Annotated in this window: 13 protein-coding genes; 6 read left to right on the top strand and 7 right to left on the bottom strand. The window is 58.8% G+C overall.

All coding sequences use genetic code 11. The features are described 5' to 3' along the window. Window positions 1-50: 50 nt before the first annotated feature. Genes IE087_RS00265 through IE087_RS00240 form a run of 6 tightly spaced genes read right to left on the bottom strand, consistent with a single transcriptional unit; the run spans window position 51 to window position 5,830 of the window. Entirely contained in the window at window positions 51-1,139 is a 1,089-nt protein-coding gene (locus IE087_RS00265) for a mandelate racemase/muconate lactonizing enzyme family protein (protein ID WP_189366932.1), read from the bottom strand. Further along, a complete protein-coding gene (locus IE087_RS00260; protein ID WP_189366931.1) occupies window positions 1,132-2,064 on the bottom strand; it encodes a 2-hydroxyacid dehydrogenase in 933 nt (310 codons plus the stop codon). The genes IE087_RS00265 and IE087_RS00260 overlap by 8 nt, the downstream gene beginning before the upstream one ends. Continuing rightward, window positions 2,057-2,899 carry a fumarylacetoacetate hydrolase family protein gene (locus IE087_RS00255; protein ID WP_189366930.1) on the bottom strand — a complete coding sequence of 281 codons (843 nt, stop codon included), beginning with the start codon at window positions 2,897-2,899 and terminating at the stop codon, window positions 2,057-2,059. Before IE087_RS00255 ends, IE087_RS00260 begins: the two co-directional genes overlap by 8 nt. 20 nt (window positions 2,900-2,919) lie before the next feature. Further along, complete coding sequence (locus IE087_RS00250; RefSeq protein WP_189366929.1) at window positions 2,920-3,273, bottom strand: hypothetical protein; 354 nt, start codon at window positions 3,271-3,273, stop codon at window positions 2,920-2,922. A gap of 11 nt (window positions 3,274-3,284) precedes the next feature. Then, window positions 3,285-5,087: an IlvD/Edd family dehydratase gene (locus IE087_RS00245; RefSeq protein ID WP_189366928.1), complete on the bottom strand. Its 1,803-nt coding sequence runs from the start codon at window positions 5,085-5,087 to the stop codon at window positions 3,285-3,287. Further along, window positions 5,084-5,830, bottom strand: coding sequence for an SDR family oxidoreductase (locus tag IE087_RS00240; protein WP_189366927.1), 747 nt, complete (start codon window positions 5,828-5,830; stop codon window positions 5,084-5,086). The genes IE087_RS00245 and IE087_RS00240 overlap by 4 nt, the downstream gene beginning before the upstream one ends. Before the next feature lie 116 nt (window positions 5,831-5,946). On the opposite strand from IE087_RS00240, the gene IE087_RS00235 reads away from it, so the two are divergent. Then, window positions 5,947-6,825: an NAD(P)-dependent oxidoreductase gene (locus tag IE087_RS00235; protein ID WP_189366926.1), complete on the top strand. Its 879-nt coding sequence runs from the start codon at window positions 5,947-5,949 to the stop codon at window positions 6,823-6,825. Further along, window positions 6,822-7,796: a D-erythronate dehydrogenase gene (denD, locus tag IE087_RS00230; RefSeq protein ID WP_189366925.1), complete on the top strand. Its 975-nt coding sequence runs from the start codon at window positions 6,822-6,824 to the stop codon at window positions 7,794-7,796. The genes IE087_RS00235 and denD overlap by 4 nt, the downstream gene beginning before the upstream one ends. Window positions 7,797-7,935: 139 nt before the next feature. Here denD and IE087_RS00225 read toward each other — a convergent pair whose 3' ends face one another. Then, complete coding sequence (locus tag IE087_RS00225; RefSeq protein ID WP_189366924.1) at window positions 7,936-8,592, bottom strand: GntR family transcriptional regulator; 657 nt, start codon at window positions 8,590-8,592, stop codon at window positions 7,936-7,938. A gap of 196 nt (window positions 8,593-8,788) precedes the next feature. On the opposite strand from IE087_RS00225, the gene IE087_RS00220 reads away from it, so the two are divergent. The 4 genes from IE087_RS00220 (at window position 8,789) to IE087_RS00205 (ending at window position 13,386) form a co-directional block, all read left to right on the top strand. Next, the gene (locus tag IE087_RS00220) at window positions 8,789-9,814 is read left to right on the top strand and encodes a TRAP transporter substrate-binding protein (protein ID WP_189366923.1); all 1,026 of its coding nucleotides are present in this window, start codon (window positions 8,789-8,791) and stop codon (window positions 9,812-9,814) included. 99 nt (window positions 9,815-9,913) lie between these two features. Beyond that, a complete protein-coding gene (locus tag IE087_RS00215; RefSeq protein WP_189366922.1) occupies window positions 9,914-10,804 on the top strand; it encodes a TRAP transporter small permease subunit in 891 nt (296 codons plus the stop codon). A gap of 4 nt (window positions 10,805-10,808) precedes the next feature. Beyond that, window positions 10,809-12,431 carry a TRAP transporter large permease gene (locus IE087_RS00210; RefSeq protein ID WP_189366921.1) on the top strand — a complete coding sequence of 541 codons (1,623 nt, stop codon included), beginning with the start codon at window positions 10,809-10,811 and terminating at the stop codon, window positions 12,429-12,431. A 10-nt stretch (window positions 12,432-12,441) separates the two neighbouring features. Continuing rightward, window positions 12,442-13,386 carry a phytanoyl-CoA dioxygenase family protein gene (locus IE087_RS00205; RefSeq protein ID WP_189366920.1) on the top strand — a complete coding sequence of 315 codons (945 nt, stop codon included), beginning with the start codon at window positions 12,442-12,444 and terminating at the stop codon, window positions 13,384-13,386. Window positions 13,387-13,388 lie beyond the last annotated feature (2 nt).

Raw genomic sequence — 13,388 nt, 5'->3', positions numbered from 1 at the left:
TGCATCATCAGCTGAAACGCCAGTTGTCCCGGCATCCGTTGGCCATAGTCCTACATCATCACTTCATGCGGTCCCAGTTTACCCCAATCAAAGGTCACCCCGATACCCGGACGCTGTGGCGCCACGGCAAGGTGATTTTCGATCACCAACGGTTGGGTTGTATATTGATCGATGGGAAAGCTGTGCACTTCGAGCCAACCACCATGTGGTTGGCTGGAGACCAATGATACATGTAGTTCCTGCATTCCATGACTGCAGACAGGGACACCAGCCTCTTGAGCCATCTTTGCCACCTGCAGCCATCCGGTGATGCCCAGGCAATTGGACGCGTCGGGTTGAATGAAATCGACATGTGGTAAGGCGCGACGAAACTCGTGCATCGTGTGCAGGTTCTCGCCTTGGGCCACCGCCATTCCTGTGGCTTCCCGTATACGGGCAAAGCTCTCGAAATGGTCGGGTTCGATGGGCTCTTCAAACCAGGTGATGTTCTGGTCCTTGACCGCGTTGGCGAGGCCGATCGCCTGATCGGTCGTCATCGAGTAGTTCGCGTCGATCATGAAGGTGATATCGGGGCCAATGAGATCGCGGACGGCCTTGATCCGTTCCACGTCCTCGGCCTCGGTCGGTTGGCCGATCTTGATTTTGACTGCGTTGTGCCCGCGCGCGAGATAGCCCCGGATGCTGCCCAATAGCTTGGGCAGGTCAAAGCCCAGGTCGATGCCGCCTGCATAGGCTTTGCAACGGTCAGATACGCCGCCTGCGGCCTGAACGAGAGACTGCCCTGTGCCTTTGAGCCGTGCGTCCCAGAGCGCAATGTCGACGGCGGAGATGGCGAAGGACAGGATGCCGCCGCGCCCCACATAGTGCAGGTGTTCGTCCATGGTATGAGTCAGCGCTTCGACATTCTCCGCGTTCTGCCCGATCAGGAATGGCGCGAGGTCGTGGGTGATCATTGCCGCCGTTGCGTGTCCGCCACGCCCGCCGTTGTAGGTATACCCGGTGCCCGTGCGCCCATCGTCCAACAAGACCGTGGCCGTGATCAGATGGAAATGGCTGTGATCGCCATGCTTGGCATCAACGAGGATTTCGTCGAGCGGCACGGCGAATAGCCGGGCTTTGACATCGGTGATCTTAGCCATTGAGATGCGCGGTTTCCGGGACTGACGTGAGGACGCGTCCGGTGTCGAGATGGCTGATCAGGTTATCGACCACCAAGGCGCCCATGGCTGCCCGCGTCTCATGTGTAGCACTGCCTACGTGGGGCAGCAGGACCACGTTGGACATGGTCTTGAGTGCGTCAGGGATTTTCGGCTCTTCCTCGAACACGTCCAATGCAGCGTAGCCGAGTTTGCCTGATTGCAGGGCGGAAACCATTGCCGCCTCGTCAATCACCGAACCGCGCGAAACATTGATGAGGGTGCCCTCCGGTCCCAGAGCTTCGATCACGTCAGCGTTGACGATGTGATGGGTCGAAGGGCCGCCGGGGGTGATACAGATGATCACCTCGACGGCCTTTGCCATGTCCACGAGGTTGGCATGGTAGGTGTAGGGCACGTCCTTTTCGCTGCGTGTGTGGTAGTGGATTTCGGCGTCGAACGCCTTGAGCTTGTCCGCGATGGCTTGCCCGATACGGCCGAGGCCAAGGATGCCAACGCGCCGGTTGTCGGCGCTGCGCGACAGCGGGGCGTTGCCTTGGGTTTCCCAGTTGCCGGAGCGGGCGTGCGCTTCATCCGACAGGAAATTGCGGAAGCTGGTGAGCATGAGCATGACGGCTGTGGTCGCGACTTCGGCGTTGAGGACGTCGGGCGTGTGGGTGACGATGATGCCGCGTGCCACGCAAGCGCCAGTGTCGATGGCGTCGTATCCCACGCCGTAGCTGGCGGCGACCTTGGCGTTCGTGCATTTGGCGAGGATGTCGGCGGGCACGCCGTCATGGCCGTTGGTCACGATATGGGTGATCGCATCAGCCGGGTAGTCGCCGGTGGCTTGGTGGATGGTGAAACGTTCCGACAGACGGTCGCGCATGTCGTCCGTGATACCGCCGATTTGCAGAAGATCAGGCATCTTGCTTCACCTCTTGCCGTTGGGTGCCGAGGCCTGCGATTTCCAGCTCCATCACGTCACCCACCTTGAGGTAGGTTTTGGGGTTCATCCCGTCGCCCACACCGGGGGGCGTGCCGGTGCTGATCACGTCGCCGGGGTGCAGGGTGAAGAGGTGGCTGAGATGTTCGATGATCTCGGCCACGGAGAAGATCATGGTCGATGTGTTCCCGGTCTGCATCCGCTTGCCGTTGACCGACAGCGACATGTCGAGCGCTTGCGGGTCTTCGATTTCGTCGCGTGTGACGAGATACGGACCCGAAGGTCCATAGGTGTCGCAGGATTTGCCCTTTGTCCACTGACCCGTGAGGTTCTGTTGGAATTCGCGTTCGGACACGTCGTTAACGATGCAGTAGCCCGCCACGTAGTCGAGCGCGTCGTCCTTGGAGACGTATTTGCACGTCTTGCCGATGACGGCGCCCAGTTCGACTTCCCAATCGGTGCGTTGTGAGCCGCGCGGCATGACCACGTCGTCATTGGGGCCTACGATGGCGGAGTTCGCCTTGAAGAACAGGATGGGGTGTTCGGGGATCGGCAGGCCCTGTTCGGCGGCGTGGTCGGAGTAGTTCAGACCGATGCAAAGAAACTTGCCGATATTGCCGACGCAAGGGCCGATCCTTGGCGAACCGTCGACAGGAGGCAGGGTGGCCGGGTCGATGGCGCGGAGCTTGTCGAGGGTGGCGTCGTCGAGCGTGGCGCCGTGGATGTCGTCGATGTGGCCGCTGAGGTCGCGGAGCGTCTCGCCGTCCATGAGGCCGGGTTTTTCGTGACCTGCGTCACCGTATCTTACGAGTTTCATTCTGTGTCCTCTTGTGACGCTTAAAATGTAGACCGCCATTCAACGGGCTCTTTGGAGCGGAATTCTTTGACAAGTGCGTTTGCTGCTTCTTTGTCCAAACCGAGATTTTTAGCCACCTTCAAGCCGAGTGAATACTCGGTGCGGTTTGGTGCCAACTCTTGCAGCAATGCGACATGGCGCAGGCGCGATATTGGAAAATCCCTGAAGAACGCATTGAAACGCGCCCACCCAATTTCGCTGAAGTTCATGAAATCATGATGCATAGCTGCTTTCCTTAGAAACATTTCTTCGAATCCGGCGGCCTCTAGTCGTGCGCAGTATTCGCGAACATCTTCGCTTTTATGCGGCGGCCAATCATCAAAGGAATCTTTCAAGCTGCGCTTTCCTAGTGGTTGTCGCGCGGCATGTGGCGGCGCGAGATGTCCTGGTACTTGGTGGCGCCGCGCAGGGTCATGCCTTCGTCAAAACGACCAACATAGTCGCGGAAGATCTCCTGCCACGGGCTTTGGCTTTCAGGGACCTTATAGCCGCCTGCAGCCATGATCGCTTCGGCGCGGGCTTGGAGGGTCGCTTCGTCCACCAGCATGTCGGCGGTGCATTTTTTCAGATCGATCCGGACGCGGTCGCCGTTTTCGAGAAGGGCGAGGCCGCCGCCATCTGCCGCCTCGGGCGACGCATTGAGGATCGACGGCGAACCCGATGTACCGGATTGCCGACCATCACCGACGCAGGGCAGCGCCTGGATGCCCTTTTTCAGCAGGTAGGAGGGTGCGCGCATGTTCACAACTTCGGCGCCGCCGGGATAGCCCTTGGGGCCCGCGCCGCGCATGAAGAGGACGCAGTTTTCGTCGATCCCTTCGGCTTCGTCGTCGATGCGGTGGTGGAAGTCTTCGGGGCCGTCGAAGACCACGGCGCGGCCTTCGAAGGCTTCGGGGTCGTCGGGGTTGGACAGGTAGCGGTTGCGGAACTCCTCGGAGATGACCGAGGTTTTCATGATCGCGCTGTCGAACAGGTTGCCCTTGAGGTTGATGAACCCGGCTTCCGCTTTCAGCGGGTCCGAGACGGGTTTGATCACTTCGGTGTTTTCGCTGCGCAGATGTGCGCAGTTCTCGCGCATCGTCTTGCCATTTGCGGTGATCACGTCGGGGTGGGGCAAGAGGTCTGCAGCAATCAGCTCGCCAATGACTGCCGGGACGCCGCCCGCGTGCTGATAGTCTTCGCCCAGATACTCGCCTGCGGGTTGGAGGTTCACCAGAAGCGGCACGTGGTGGCCGTGTTTCTGCCAGTCGTCATTGTTCAGTGGCACGTCGAGGTGCTTGGCCACGCCGTTCAAGTGGATGGGCGCGTTGGTCGACCCGCCGATAGCAGAGTTGATGACGATCGTGTTCTCGAACGCCTCGCGCGTCATGATGTCGGAGGGGCGCAGGTCTTCCCACACCATGTCGACGATGCGCTTGCCGGTCTCGTAGCTGATCTGGCTGCGCTCGCGATAGGGGGCCGGAATGGCGGCCGAACCGGGCAGTTGCATGCCCAACGCTTCGGCCAGCGAGTTCATGGTCGTCGCCGTGCCCATGGTGTTGCAGTAGCCAACGGATGGGGCGGAGGAGGCGACAAGTTCCATGAACCCTTCGCCGTCGATCTCGCCCCGCGCCATCATCTCGCGCGCTTGCCAGACGATTGAGCCGGAGCCGGTGCGTTCGCCGCGGAACCAGCCGTTGAGCATGGGGCCGACCGACAGGGCGACGGCGGGGATGTTCACGGTGGCGGCGGCCATGAGGAGGGCCGGCGTGGTCTTGTCGCAACCGATGGTCAATACGACACCGTCCAGTGGGTAGCCGTAGAGGGTTTCGACCAGCGACAGGTAGGCGAGGTTGCGGTCCAGCATTGCAGTGGGGCGCTTGCCGGTTTCCTGGATCGGGTGGACTGGGATTTCGATGCAGGTGCCGCCTGCAGCCACGATGCCGTCGCGGACCCGCTTGGCCAGTTCGATGTGGTGGCGGTTGCAAGGCGACAGGTCACTGCCTGTTTGCGCGATGCCGATGATCGGCTTGCCAGATTGCAGTTCTTCGCGCGTGAGCCCGTAGTTCAGGTAGCGCTCCAGATACAGTGCGGTCATCTCCGGGTTGTCCGGGTTCATGAACCATTTGCGGGAACGCAGGTCTTCTATTCCGATCTTCTTTTTGGTCATTGTCCTGACCAGCCTCCATCAATGATGTGGGTGTGTCCTGTGGTGAATGCGCTTTCGTCGCTGGCAAGGTACACGACGAGGGCGGCGATTTCCTCGGCTTTGGCAACGCGTCCCATGGGTTGGCGGGCAACGAATTGTTCCATGGCCTTGTCATAGCTGCCAAGCTGTTCGCCGAGTGCCTTGACGCGGTCGTGCCAGCTTGGGCTTTCGACGGTACCGGGGCATATGCAGTTACAGCGGATGCCTCGTGTGATATAGTCAACGGCCACGGATTTGGTGAGGCCAACAACGGCGGCCTTGGTTGTGCCGTAGATGAAGCGGTTGGGGGCGCCGATGATGGAGCCCAAGGCCGAAGACATGTTGATGATCGACCCGCCGCCGCGTTCCAGCATGCCCGGCAGGGCAGCGCGGATGGTGCGGTACATCGACCGAACGTTCAGGTCGAAGGCAAAGTCCCATTCATCATCCGTGCTGTCCATGATCGTGCCGTGATGGACGAAACCCGCGCAGTTGAACAGGATGTCGGGCTGGGCCCTGGCCACCCCGTCCCGAATGCTGGCTGCATCACGCGCATTGAGCGGGAATGCGTCGATATTTGCGTGGTCAAGTGTGCTCAGAGCATCGGCGTTGATATCGGTGGCAAAGACCTTCGCCCCCTCTTCTGCCATCGCCAATGCGCTGGCGTGGCCAATGCCTTGGCCTGCTGCAGTCACAAGTGCGCGCTTTCCGTCAAGACGGCCCATGTACTCCCCCCGTATCGGATCAGGTGTTGCGCAGACGGCAGGTCTGCGTTTTGCTGTTAGCGTAGGACAAGGTGCGGGCGTTGACCAGACGTCACGAAAATTTTGAAAGGAAAGTCATGGCGTTCGAGAATGTGGCTCTGTTGGGCACGGGGTTGATGGGCTTTCCCATGGCGCGGAATTTGGCGCGGGCCGGAGTGCCTGTCACAGTGTGGAACCGAACTCAGGCAAAGGCGGAACCACTCGCGGATGAGGGTGCAGCGGTCGCGGCCAGCACGAATGCCGCTGTGACCGGGGCGGATATTGTCATTTCAATGATGAGCGATGGCCCCACGGTGCTGTCAGTCATTTCCGAGGTGTCGCCGAGCCTTTCCGCGGGCGCGTTGTGGATCGACATGTCATCAACCAAACCGGCAGAGGCCCGCGAGGCCCGAGCGCTGCTGTCAAAGGCGGGCGTCGGATTTCTGGACGCGCCCGTTTCGGGCGGAACCAAGGGGGCCGAGGTGGCGTCTCTTGCCATCATGGTTGGGGGCGAAGCTGCCGACTTCGGTCGTGCGTGCCCGATTTTTGAAGCGATGGGGCGCCCGGTGCATGTTGGCCCAACCGGATCGGGACAACTGTCAAAACTGTGCAATCAGGCGATTGTGGCCGTAACCATTGGTGCGGTGGCCGAAGCGATGCTGCTGGCCGAGGAAGGCGGCGCGGACCCCGTCGCGTTGCGCGCAGCGTTAAAGGGCGGCTTTGCCGACAGCACCATCCTGCAACAGCATGGGGAACGCATGACAACTGGCAACTTCGAGCCTGGTGGACTGTCGAAGTTTCAGTTGAAGGACCTAGACAACGTCTTGGTCGAGGCATCGTCCGCCGGAGTGACCTTGCCCATGGTGCAGGACGTCCGGGATCGCTTTGCCCATTTCGTTGATCATATGGACGGTGCGGATCGGGATCATTCTGGGCTGTATCTTGAGTTGAGGGCCCGGCAGGGAGCGCGCAAATGAAACGCATTCTGATTCTTGGCGGCGGTGGCATGGTTGGTCAGAAGCTGGCCAAGCGGCTGGAGACACAAGGTTTGCCGGGATTTGGCGACTTCAAAGTGACATTGCACGACTTGGGGTTTGCCGACGACGCGGTGGGAGACGACAAGCGCGTGGGTAACCTGTCTGTTTTGGCCGAGGGGGCAGCGCTGGCAGCCGAACGGTTCGACGTGATTTTCTTCCTTGCTTCCATCGTGTCGGGAGAGGCTGAGACGAATTTTGACCTTGGGTGGCAGACGAATCTGTGGCCGATGTGGCATTTCCTGGAAGGATTGAGGGCGCAGCATCGCGCCACTGGTGGGGCATATGTGCCACGGCTGATTTTCACGTCATCCATTGCTGTCTTTGGTGGGCCATACCCGGACAAGATCGGGGATGAATTCCTGACGTCGCCGCAAACAAGTTACGGTGCGCAAAAGGCAGCCTGCGAGCTGCTCGTGCAGGATTTTTCGCGCAAGGGCTTTATCGACGGCATGTCGTTGCGGCTGCCCACGATCTGCGTGCGTCCGGGTAAGGCAAATCTGGCGGCATCTTCTTTTTTCTCGGGGATAATTCGCGAGCCTCTAAACGGATTGGAGGCAATCCTGCCGGTCGACGACACTGTGCGGCATTGGCATGCGTCCCCACGGTCTGCTGCCGGTTTCCTTGCGCATGCGGCAACGCTCGATACAGGGCAGCTTGACGGTCGGCGGTCGCTGAATCTGCCGGGCCTTAGCTGCACCGTGGCAGAACAAATCGAAGCACTGCGGGACGTTGCTGGCAATAACGTCGTGGCATTGATCAAGCCGCGTCGGGATGAAGCCGTGGCAAAGATTGTCGAGGGCTGGCCGCGAAACTTTGCGCCGGATCGCGCGACTGCGCTGGGTTTCGAGGCAGAGAAAACATTCCGCGAGATAGTTGATGTGTACATCGAGGAAGAACTAGGCCGCCGCTAGCCCGCGCACATTGGTCCAGGCGGGCAAACATGTTTGCAAAACGTGGTTGCGTCAGCACCGCTGTCGCAACGGCCTTCACTGGAATGTTGTTCTGGTCTGCGAAGGGGCGTGATCAAAGTGTCCCGGGCGTATTGGTGTGTCAGGCTGGTTCGCTCAGATCCGCATCGACTAAGTGCCGCGCCAGATGATCGTGAATTTTTTGTCGGGTCAGATCCTCGTCCCCGGCCATCGCGGCATCCAGAATATGCTGATGGTGCCGGATGTTGTTCGAGATAAAGTCGAAATCCCGATCCTCTACCATCAACTGCTGCCGGAACCGGCAATACACGCGGTGATGCGTGTCGATCAGTGTCTGCGATCCACAAGCAGAAATCAGAGTTTCATGGAACTGTGCTTCGGCCCCGAACCACAGATCGACAAAGGGTGACCGATCGGTCGCGGTGCTCAACCGCATTTCAAGATGGCTGAGATGGTGATGAGCCGCTGTCAGCCGTGCCTCCCACGCGACACCACCGCGGCGGATCGACATCACAGTCCCTTCAGCCTCAAGCAGGACCCGGAGGTGTGTCAGTTCATGAATCACCTCACGTGACTTCTTTGGAACGCGAAAACCGCGCTGTTCCTGAAACTCGACCAAGCCCAGAGTCGATAGTCTGAACAGCACCTCGCGAATCGTGCTCGCTGAACAGCCAAACTCTTGTCTTAGGTGTTCGGCCCGGACCTTTTGGCCATGCTCAAAAGCATTTGTCATAAGGCGATAGCGCAGCGTTTCGAAGATATTGGTATCGTAGGACATGGGTATTTGAACTCGCGACGTGTTATCTTCGATAAATCACGAAATCTCGAAATTCTATCAAAATCTCAAAAATAGCCCTAATTTCATTTTTCTGTTGTCCGATGGGGGCAACTGCGCATAGCCTTCCGTTACGACACAAAAAGGTGGGCGGTCGAACCTGCCAAGTGCGCATACATAAAATGTCAGGGAGGATGACATGACATTTCTGAAGAGGGCGGCTTCGGTCGCTGCTGTTGCTGCTCTGGCAGCCACCACGGCGCTGACTGCGTCGGCAGAAACAACCAAGCTACGGATTCAAACGCACTATGCCCCCGAGACCGTTTCGGGCAAGCTGGCTGCGCAGTACATTGAAGACATTCAAACAATGTCCGGCGGCGAAATCGAAGTCGAGATGTTCTACAGCTCGTCTGTCGTCAAGTCGGTGGAAACATTCGACGCGGCCGCAACCGGCATTCTCGACTGCGACATGACTGGCGGCGGTTACCAGACTGGTAAAAACTCGGCCTTCCAGTTCGTGGGCGACATCATGGGCGGTTACTCAACCCCCTATCAGCAGTTGAGCTGGCTGTATTTCGGTGGCGGCAAGGAAGCCGCGGCGCCGCTTTACAACAAGTACGGCATGGAGTTGATCGGATGGTGGGTTTACGGTCAGGAATCGTTTGCTTCGTCCAAGCCGATCGAGAAGGTTGCCGACTTCAAGGACTGGAAATTCCGTTCGCCTCCCGGCATGGAAACCAAAATCTTTGAAAAACTTGGCGCCTCGCCCATCGTGATGGACTTCACCGAGATCTTTACCGCGCTTGAGACCGGTATCATCGACGGTGCGGATGCTTCGGGTCTGGCCAACAACGTGGGCCTGGGTCTGTATGACATCGTGAAGTATGCCAACTTCCCTGGCTTCCATTCGATGCCGTCGGATCACCTGGCGTGCAACAAGGCCGTGTTTGACGCGATGCCTGAGTCGCATCAGCGCATCATGAAGGTTGCCATGGAAGCTCTGGCGCTGCGCACCGCACTGACGTTCGAGAAGAAGAACGCTGAAGCGGCAGCACAGCTGCGGGAGCAAGGCGTGACGCTGAGCCAGTGGGCGCCTGAAGAACTGGCCAAGTTCCGTGCCGCAGCACAAGCCACATGGCCCGAGTTTGCCGACACGCCTGAAGCCAAGGCGCTTGTCGAAGCGCACATGACCTATCTGGGACAGCTGGGTCTCGTTTCCGAGTAAGCGATATTTTGGGGTCCCGTCACGCGGGGCCCCAAGTCACCCGCTGCAAATCACGGCAAGATGCGTGCGGGTTTTTTCACACCATAGGGGGACTTTGAAATGCAGGTGCGCTCCGGCACTCCGATAGAGTGGCTTGTGCCATTGGCATTCATTTTTTGTGCGGGCTGGGTGGTTTGGCATATGCCAGCCTTTACGCTCGACTTTTATCCCCCGACCGACGAGTCCCAATTCGACAAACTGTCTGCCTTGTTCAAGCGCAACGACGTGACGCCCAATATGGGGGGGCTGTTTGGCGGCTTTGCCGACATAGTGGACTGGCTGGCCGCAATCGGCGTTCTCGCCTTTGGATATCTTGGTGTCCGCACGGTGCAGCGCGCGGGCATGGAATTTGAAAGCTGGCGTGCCGCGGACCGCCTTGCGGTCTTTATCGGGCGCGTCACCATGATGTTGATCGTGCTTCTGACCAGCGTGATGCTTTATGAGGTCGTCCTGCGTTACATATTCGAGGCGCCGACACTTTGGGCGAATGAACTCAGCCTATGGCTCGCAGGCTTCGTTTTTCTATGCGCTGGCCTTTATGCCATGCAGCAACGCAGCCACATTCGCATTGTTTTGCTGTACGACGCGGTCCCGCGTTGGTTGCAGCGGATTTTCGACACCATCTCGACCCTGCTTATCGTCACCTTTGCGTTCTTCCTGATCTACGGCGGTTATGGAGAGGCGTTCGACAAGTTCTATCGCTGGGAAACCTTCGGCACGGCTTTTGACCCGCCCATCCCTGCCACGATGAAGCCCATGGTGCTGTTCGTCGTCGGCATGGTTGCCATTCAGGCTGTCATCAACCTGATCTCTGACTGGAACGCCGAGGAAGTGCACTACGGCGGCGAAGACCTCGATGAAGAAGAGATTGAGCGCATCAAGGCGCAGGTCGGAAATGAAGGCGTCGGAGACCTCGACGTGACCGGCCAACACGTGTCGACAAAGGACTAAGCCCATGGATATCGGTACTATTTCGCTTGTCCTGATGCTGGGGCTGATCCTGCTCCTCGCCATCGGGATGCCCTTGGGCCTTGCTTCTGCCATTCTGGCTGTGGGCGTGCTGGTCATGAAGTTTGAGCCGGAGTTGCTGCTGGCCCCATGGACTTTCGGGGATGGTATTCTGACCGGGCGGCCCGGGGCAGGGCCGCTCAATATTTTGGCCCAACGAATATACGGGCTCTTAACGGACTATGTCCTAATATCCATTCCGCTATTTATCTTCATGGCGGCACTGCTGGAACGCTCCGGGATCGCGAAAGAGATGTATTCGTCCCTGAACGTCTGGCTGAACCGCACACGCGGCGGCATCGCCATCGTGACATCCATCATGGCTGTGATCATGGCCGCCATGTCCGGTATCATCGGGGGCGAGGTTGTGCTGCTGGGCCTGATCGCGCTGCCGCAGATGCTGCGGCTTGGTTACAACCAGAACCTCGCCATCGGTGTGATCTGTGCATCCGGGTCTCTTGGGACAATGATCCCGCCCTCCATAGTACTGATCATCTACGGGCTGATCACTGAAACTTCGATCAAGGCGCTGTTCACGGCATCCTTCATCCCCGGTTTCATGCTGGCATCGTTCATCATCATCTACATCATCATCCGGACGCAACTGCGGCCTCAGGATGCGCCACTGCCAGATCCCGTTGAAGGTGAGCCGCAGGGTCGGGACAAGACGATGCTGTTTTTTGCTTTCCTGACAGTTGTGGTTGCGGGTTTTTCAGCAGCCTTGATGCTGCGCGCCATGTTCTTCGAGTTTTCCGGGTCGAATGCTGCTGCAACGGGTGAGCAGGCGCGCTTCGGCACGGCGCCGTTCATCACCTATTTCGGTGTGACATTGGCCATCTCGCTGGCGCTGATTTTCGGCGTATTCGGCCGCGCCCGAACGGCTTTGGGCTGGTCGATGGGCAAGGGACTGGTCCCGCCCATCGTTGTGATCGGGGTAGTCATGGGGTCGATCTATGGTGGGATCACGGGCATCACCGAAGCGGCGGGCATGGGTGCCATGGCCGTGTTCATAATCGCGATTTTCCGAGGTGAGGCGTCTTTTGATCTTGTCTGGGAATCCCTGATGCGGACCCTCAAATCGACAGGAACGATCATCTGGGTGACAATCGGTGCGACGGCCTTGGCCGGTGCCTACACCATTGCTGGCGGTCCGACCTATGTGGCTGACTTCATCGTTGGGTCTGAACTGCCCACCATGCTGGTCATCCTGATGATGATGGTGATCTTGCTGTTCATGGGCGCGTTCATGGATTGGGTCGGGATCGTGTTGCTGATCATCCCGGTGTTCTTGCCCATCGTGCTGAAGCTGCCCATTGACGAGATTGGCCTGTTTGGCGAATTGAACCCGCGCCACGTGGCGATCTGGTTTGGTGTGGTGTTCTGTATGAACATGCAGGTATCATTCCTGTCGCCACCTTTTGGCCCTGCGGCCTTCTACCTGAAATCTGTCGCACCGCCGCACATCAAGCTGACCGACATCTTCAAAGGGTTCCTGCCCTTTATCGGCATCCAGTTGATTGCGCTTTCGGTGCTGCTGATCTGGCCGCCTATCGTATCCATCCTGTTGTAGGAGCGATGCCATGCTGACCGAAGCCCAAGTCACGCAGTTTCAGAACCAAGGCTTTCTGGTCGTTGACGATGTCATCCCCGCGCCGGTGCTGGATGCTGTGCGCGCGGAATATTCTGATCTGCTGGATAAACTCTATGAAAGTTGGCAGACAGAGGGGCGGGTACCGGACGGCACTGACATGGATTTCTGGGACAAGCTGAGCGCATCCTATGCAGCGGGCTGCGATTGGTTCCAACCCATGGATATCAGTCTGCCCGGCGGAGAGATCGACGCGCATTGCCCCATGCACTTTGGCCCTGCGATCTTTGATCTGGTTGTGCAGTCCCGCCTTCTCGACATTGTGGAATGTCTTCTCGGTCCTGAAATCACGTCAAACCCGATCCAGCATGTGCGCATCAAGCCGCCAAGCCCTCAATTGGCTGCGGATGAAGTACGGGCGCATATCACGTCCACCGACTGGCATCAGGATCGGGGCGTGGGCCATGAAGACGCCGATACAACGGATATGGTGACCGCTTGGGTCGCGATCACCGATGGGACTGTTGAGAATGGTTGTTTGCAGGTTGTGCCGGGGATCGACGACGGGTTACTGCCCCATTGCCCGCAAGTGCAGACAGCCATCGCGCCTGCGCATCTGGATACGTCCTCGGCTGTTCCGCTGCCTGTGAACGCTGGCGGTGTGGTGTTGTTTCACCCATTGGTGTCCCATGCTTCGCTGCCCAACCGTTCCGACAGATTTCGCTGGTCCTTTGACCTAAGGTACAATGTGACCGGCCAGCCCACCGGCCGGGACCATTTCCCGAGTTTCGCTGCTCGCAGCCGCGCCGCGCCAGAGACTGAGCTTCGCGATTGGCGGGTATGGCGTGATGTATGGTTTGCAGCCCGTGATCGTCTTGCCGCAAAGTCACATATTCCTATTCACCGTTGGGACGCAGACAGCCCGGTCTGCGCATAGGC

The organism is Tateyamaria omphalii (assembly GCF_014651375.1).
Classification (GTDB): Bacteria; Pseudomonadota; Alphaproteobacteria; order Rhodobacterales; family Rhodobacteraceae; genus Tateyamaria; species Tateyamaria omphalii.
Note: the sequence above shows the minus strand (reverse complement) of the source record. Positions and strands in the feature narration are given on the sequence as shown.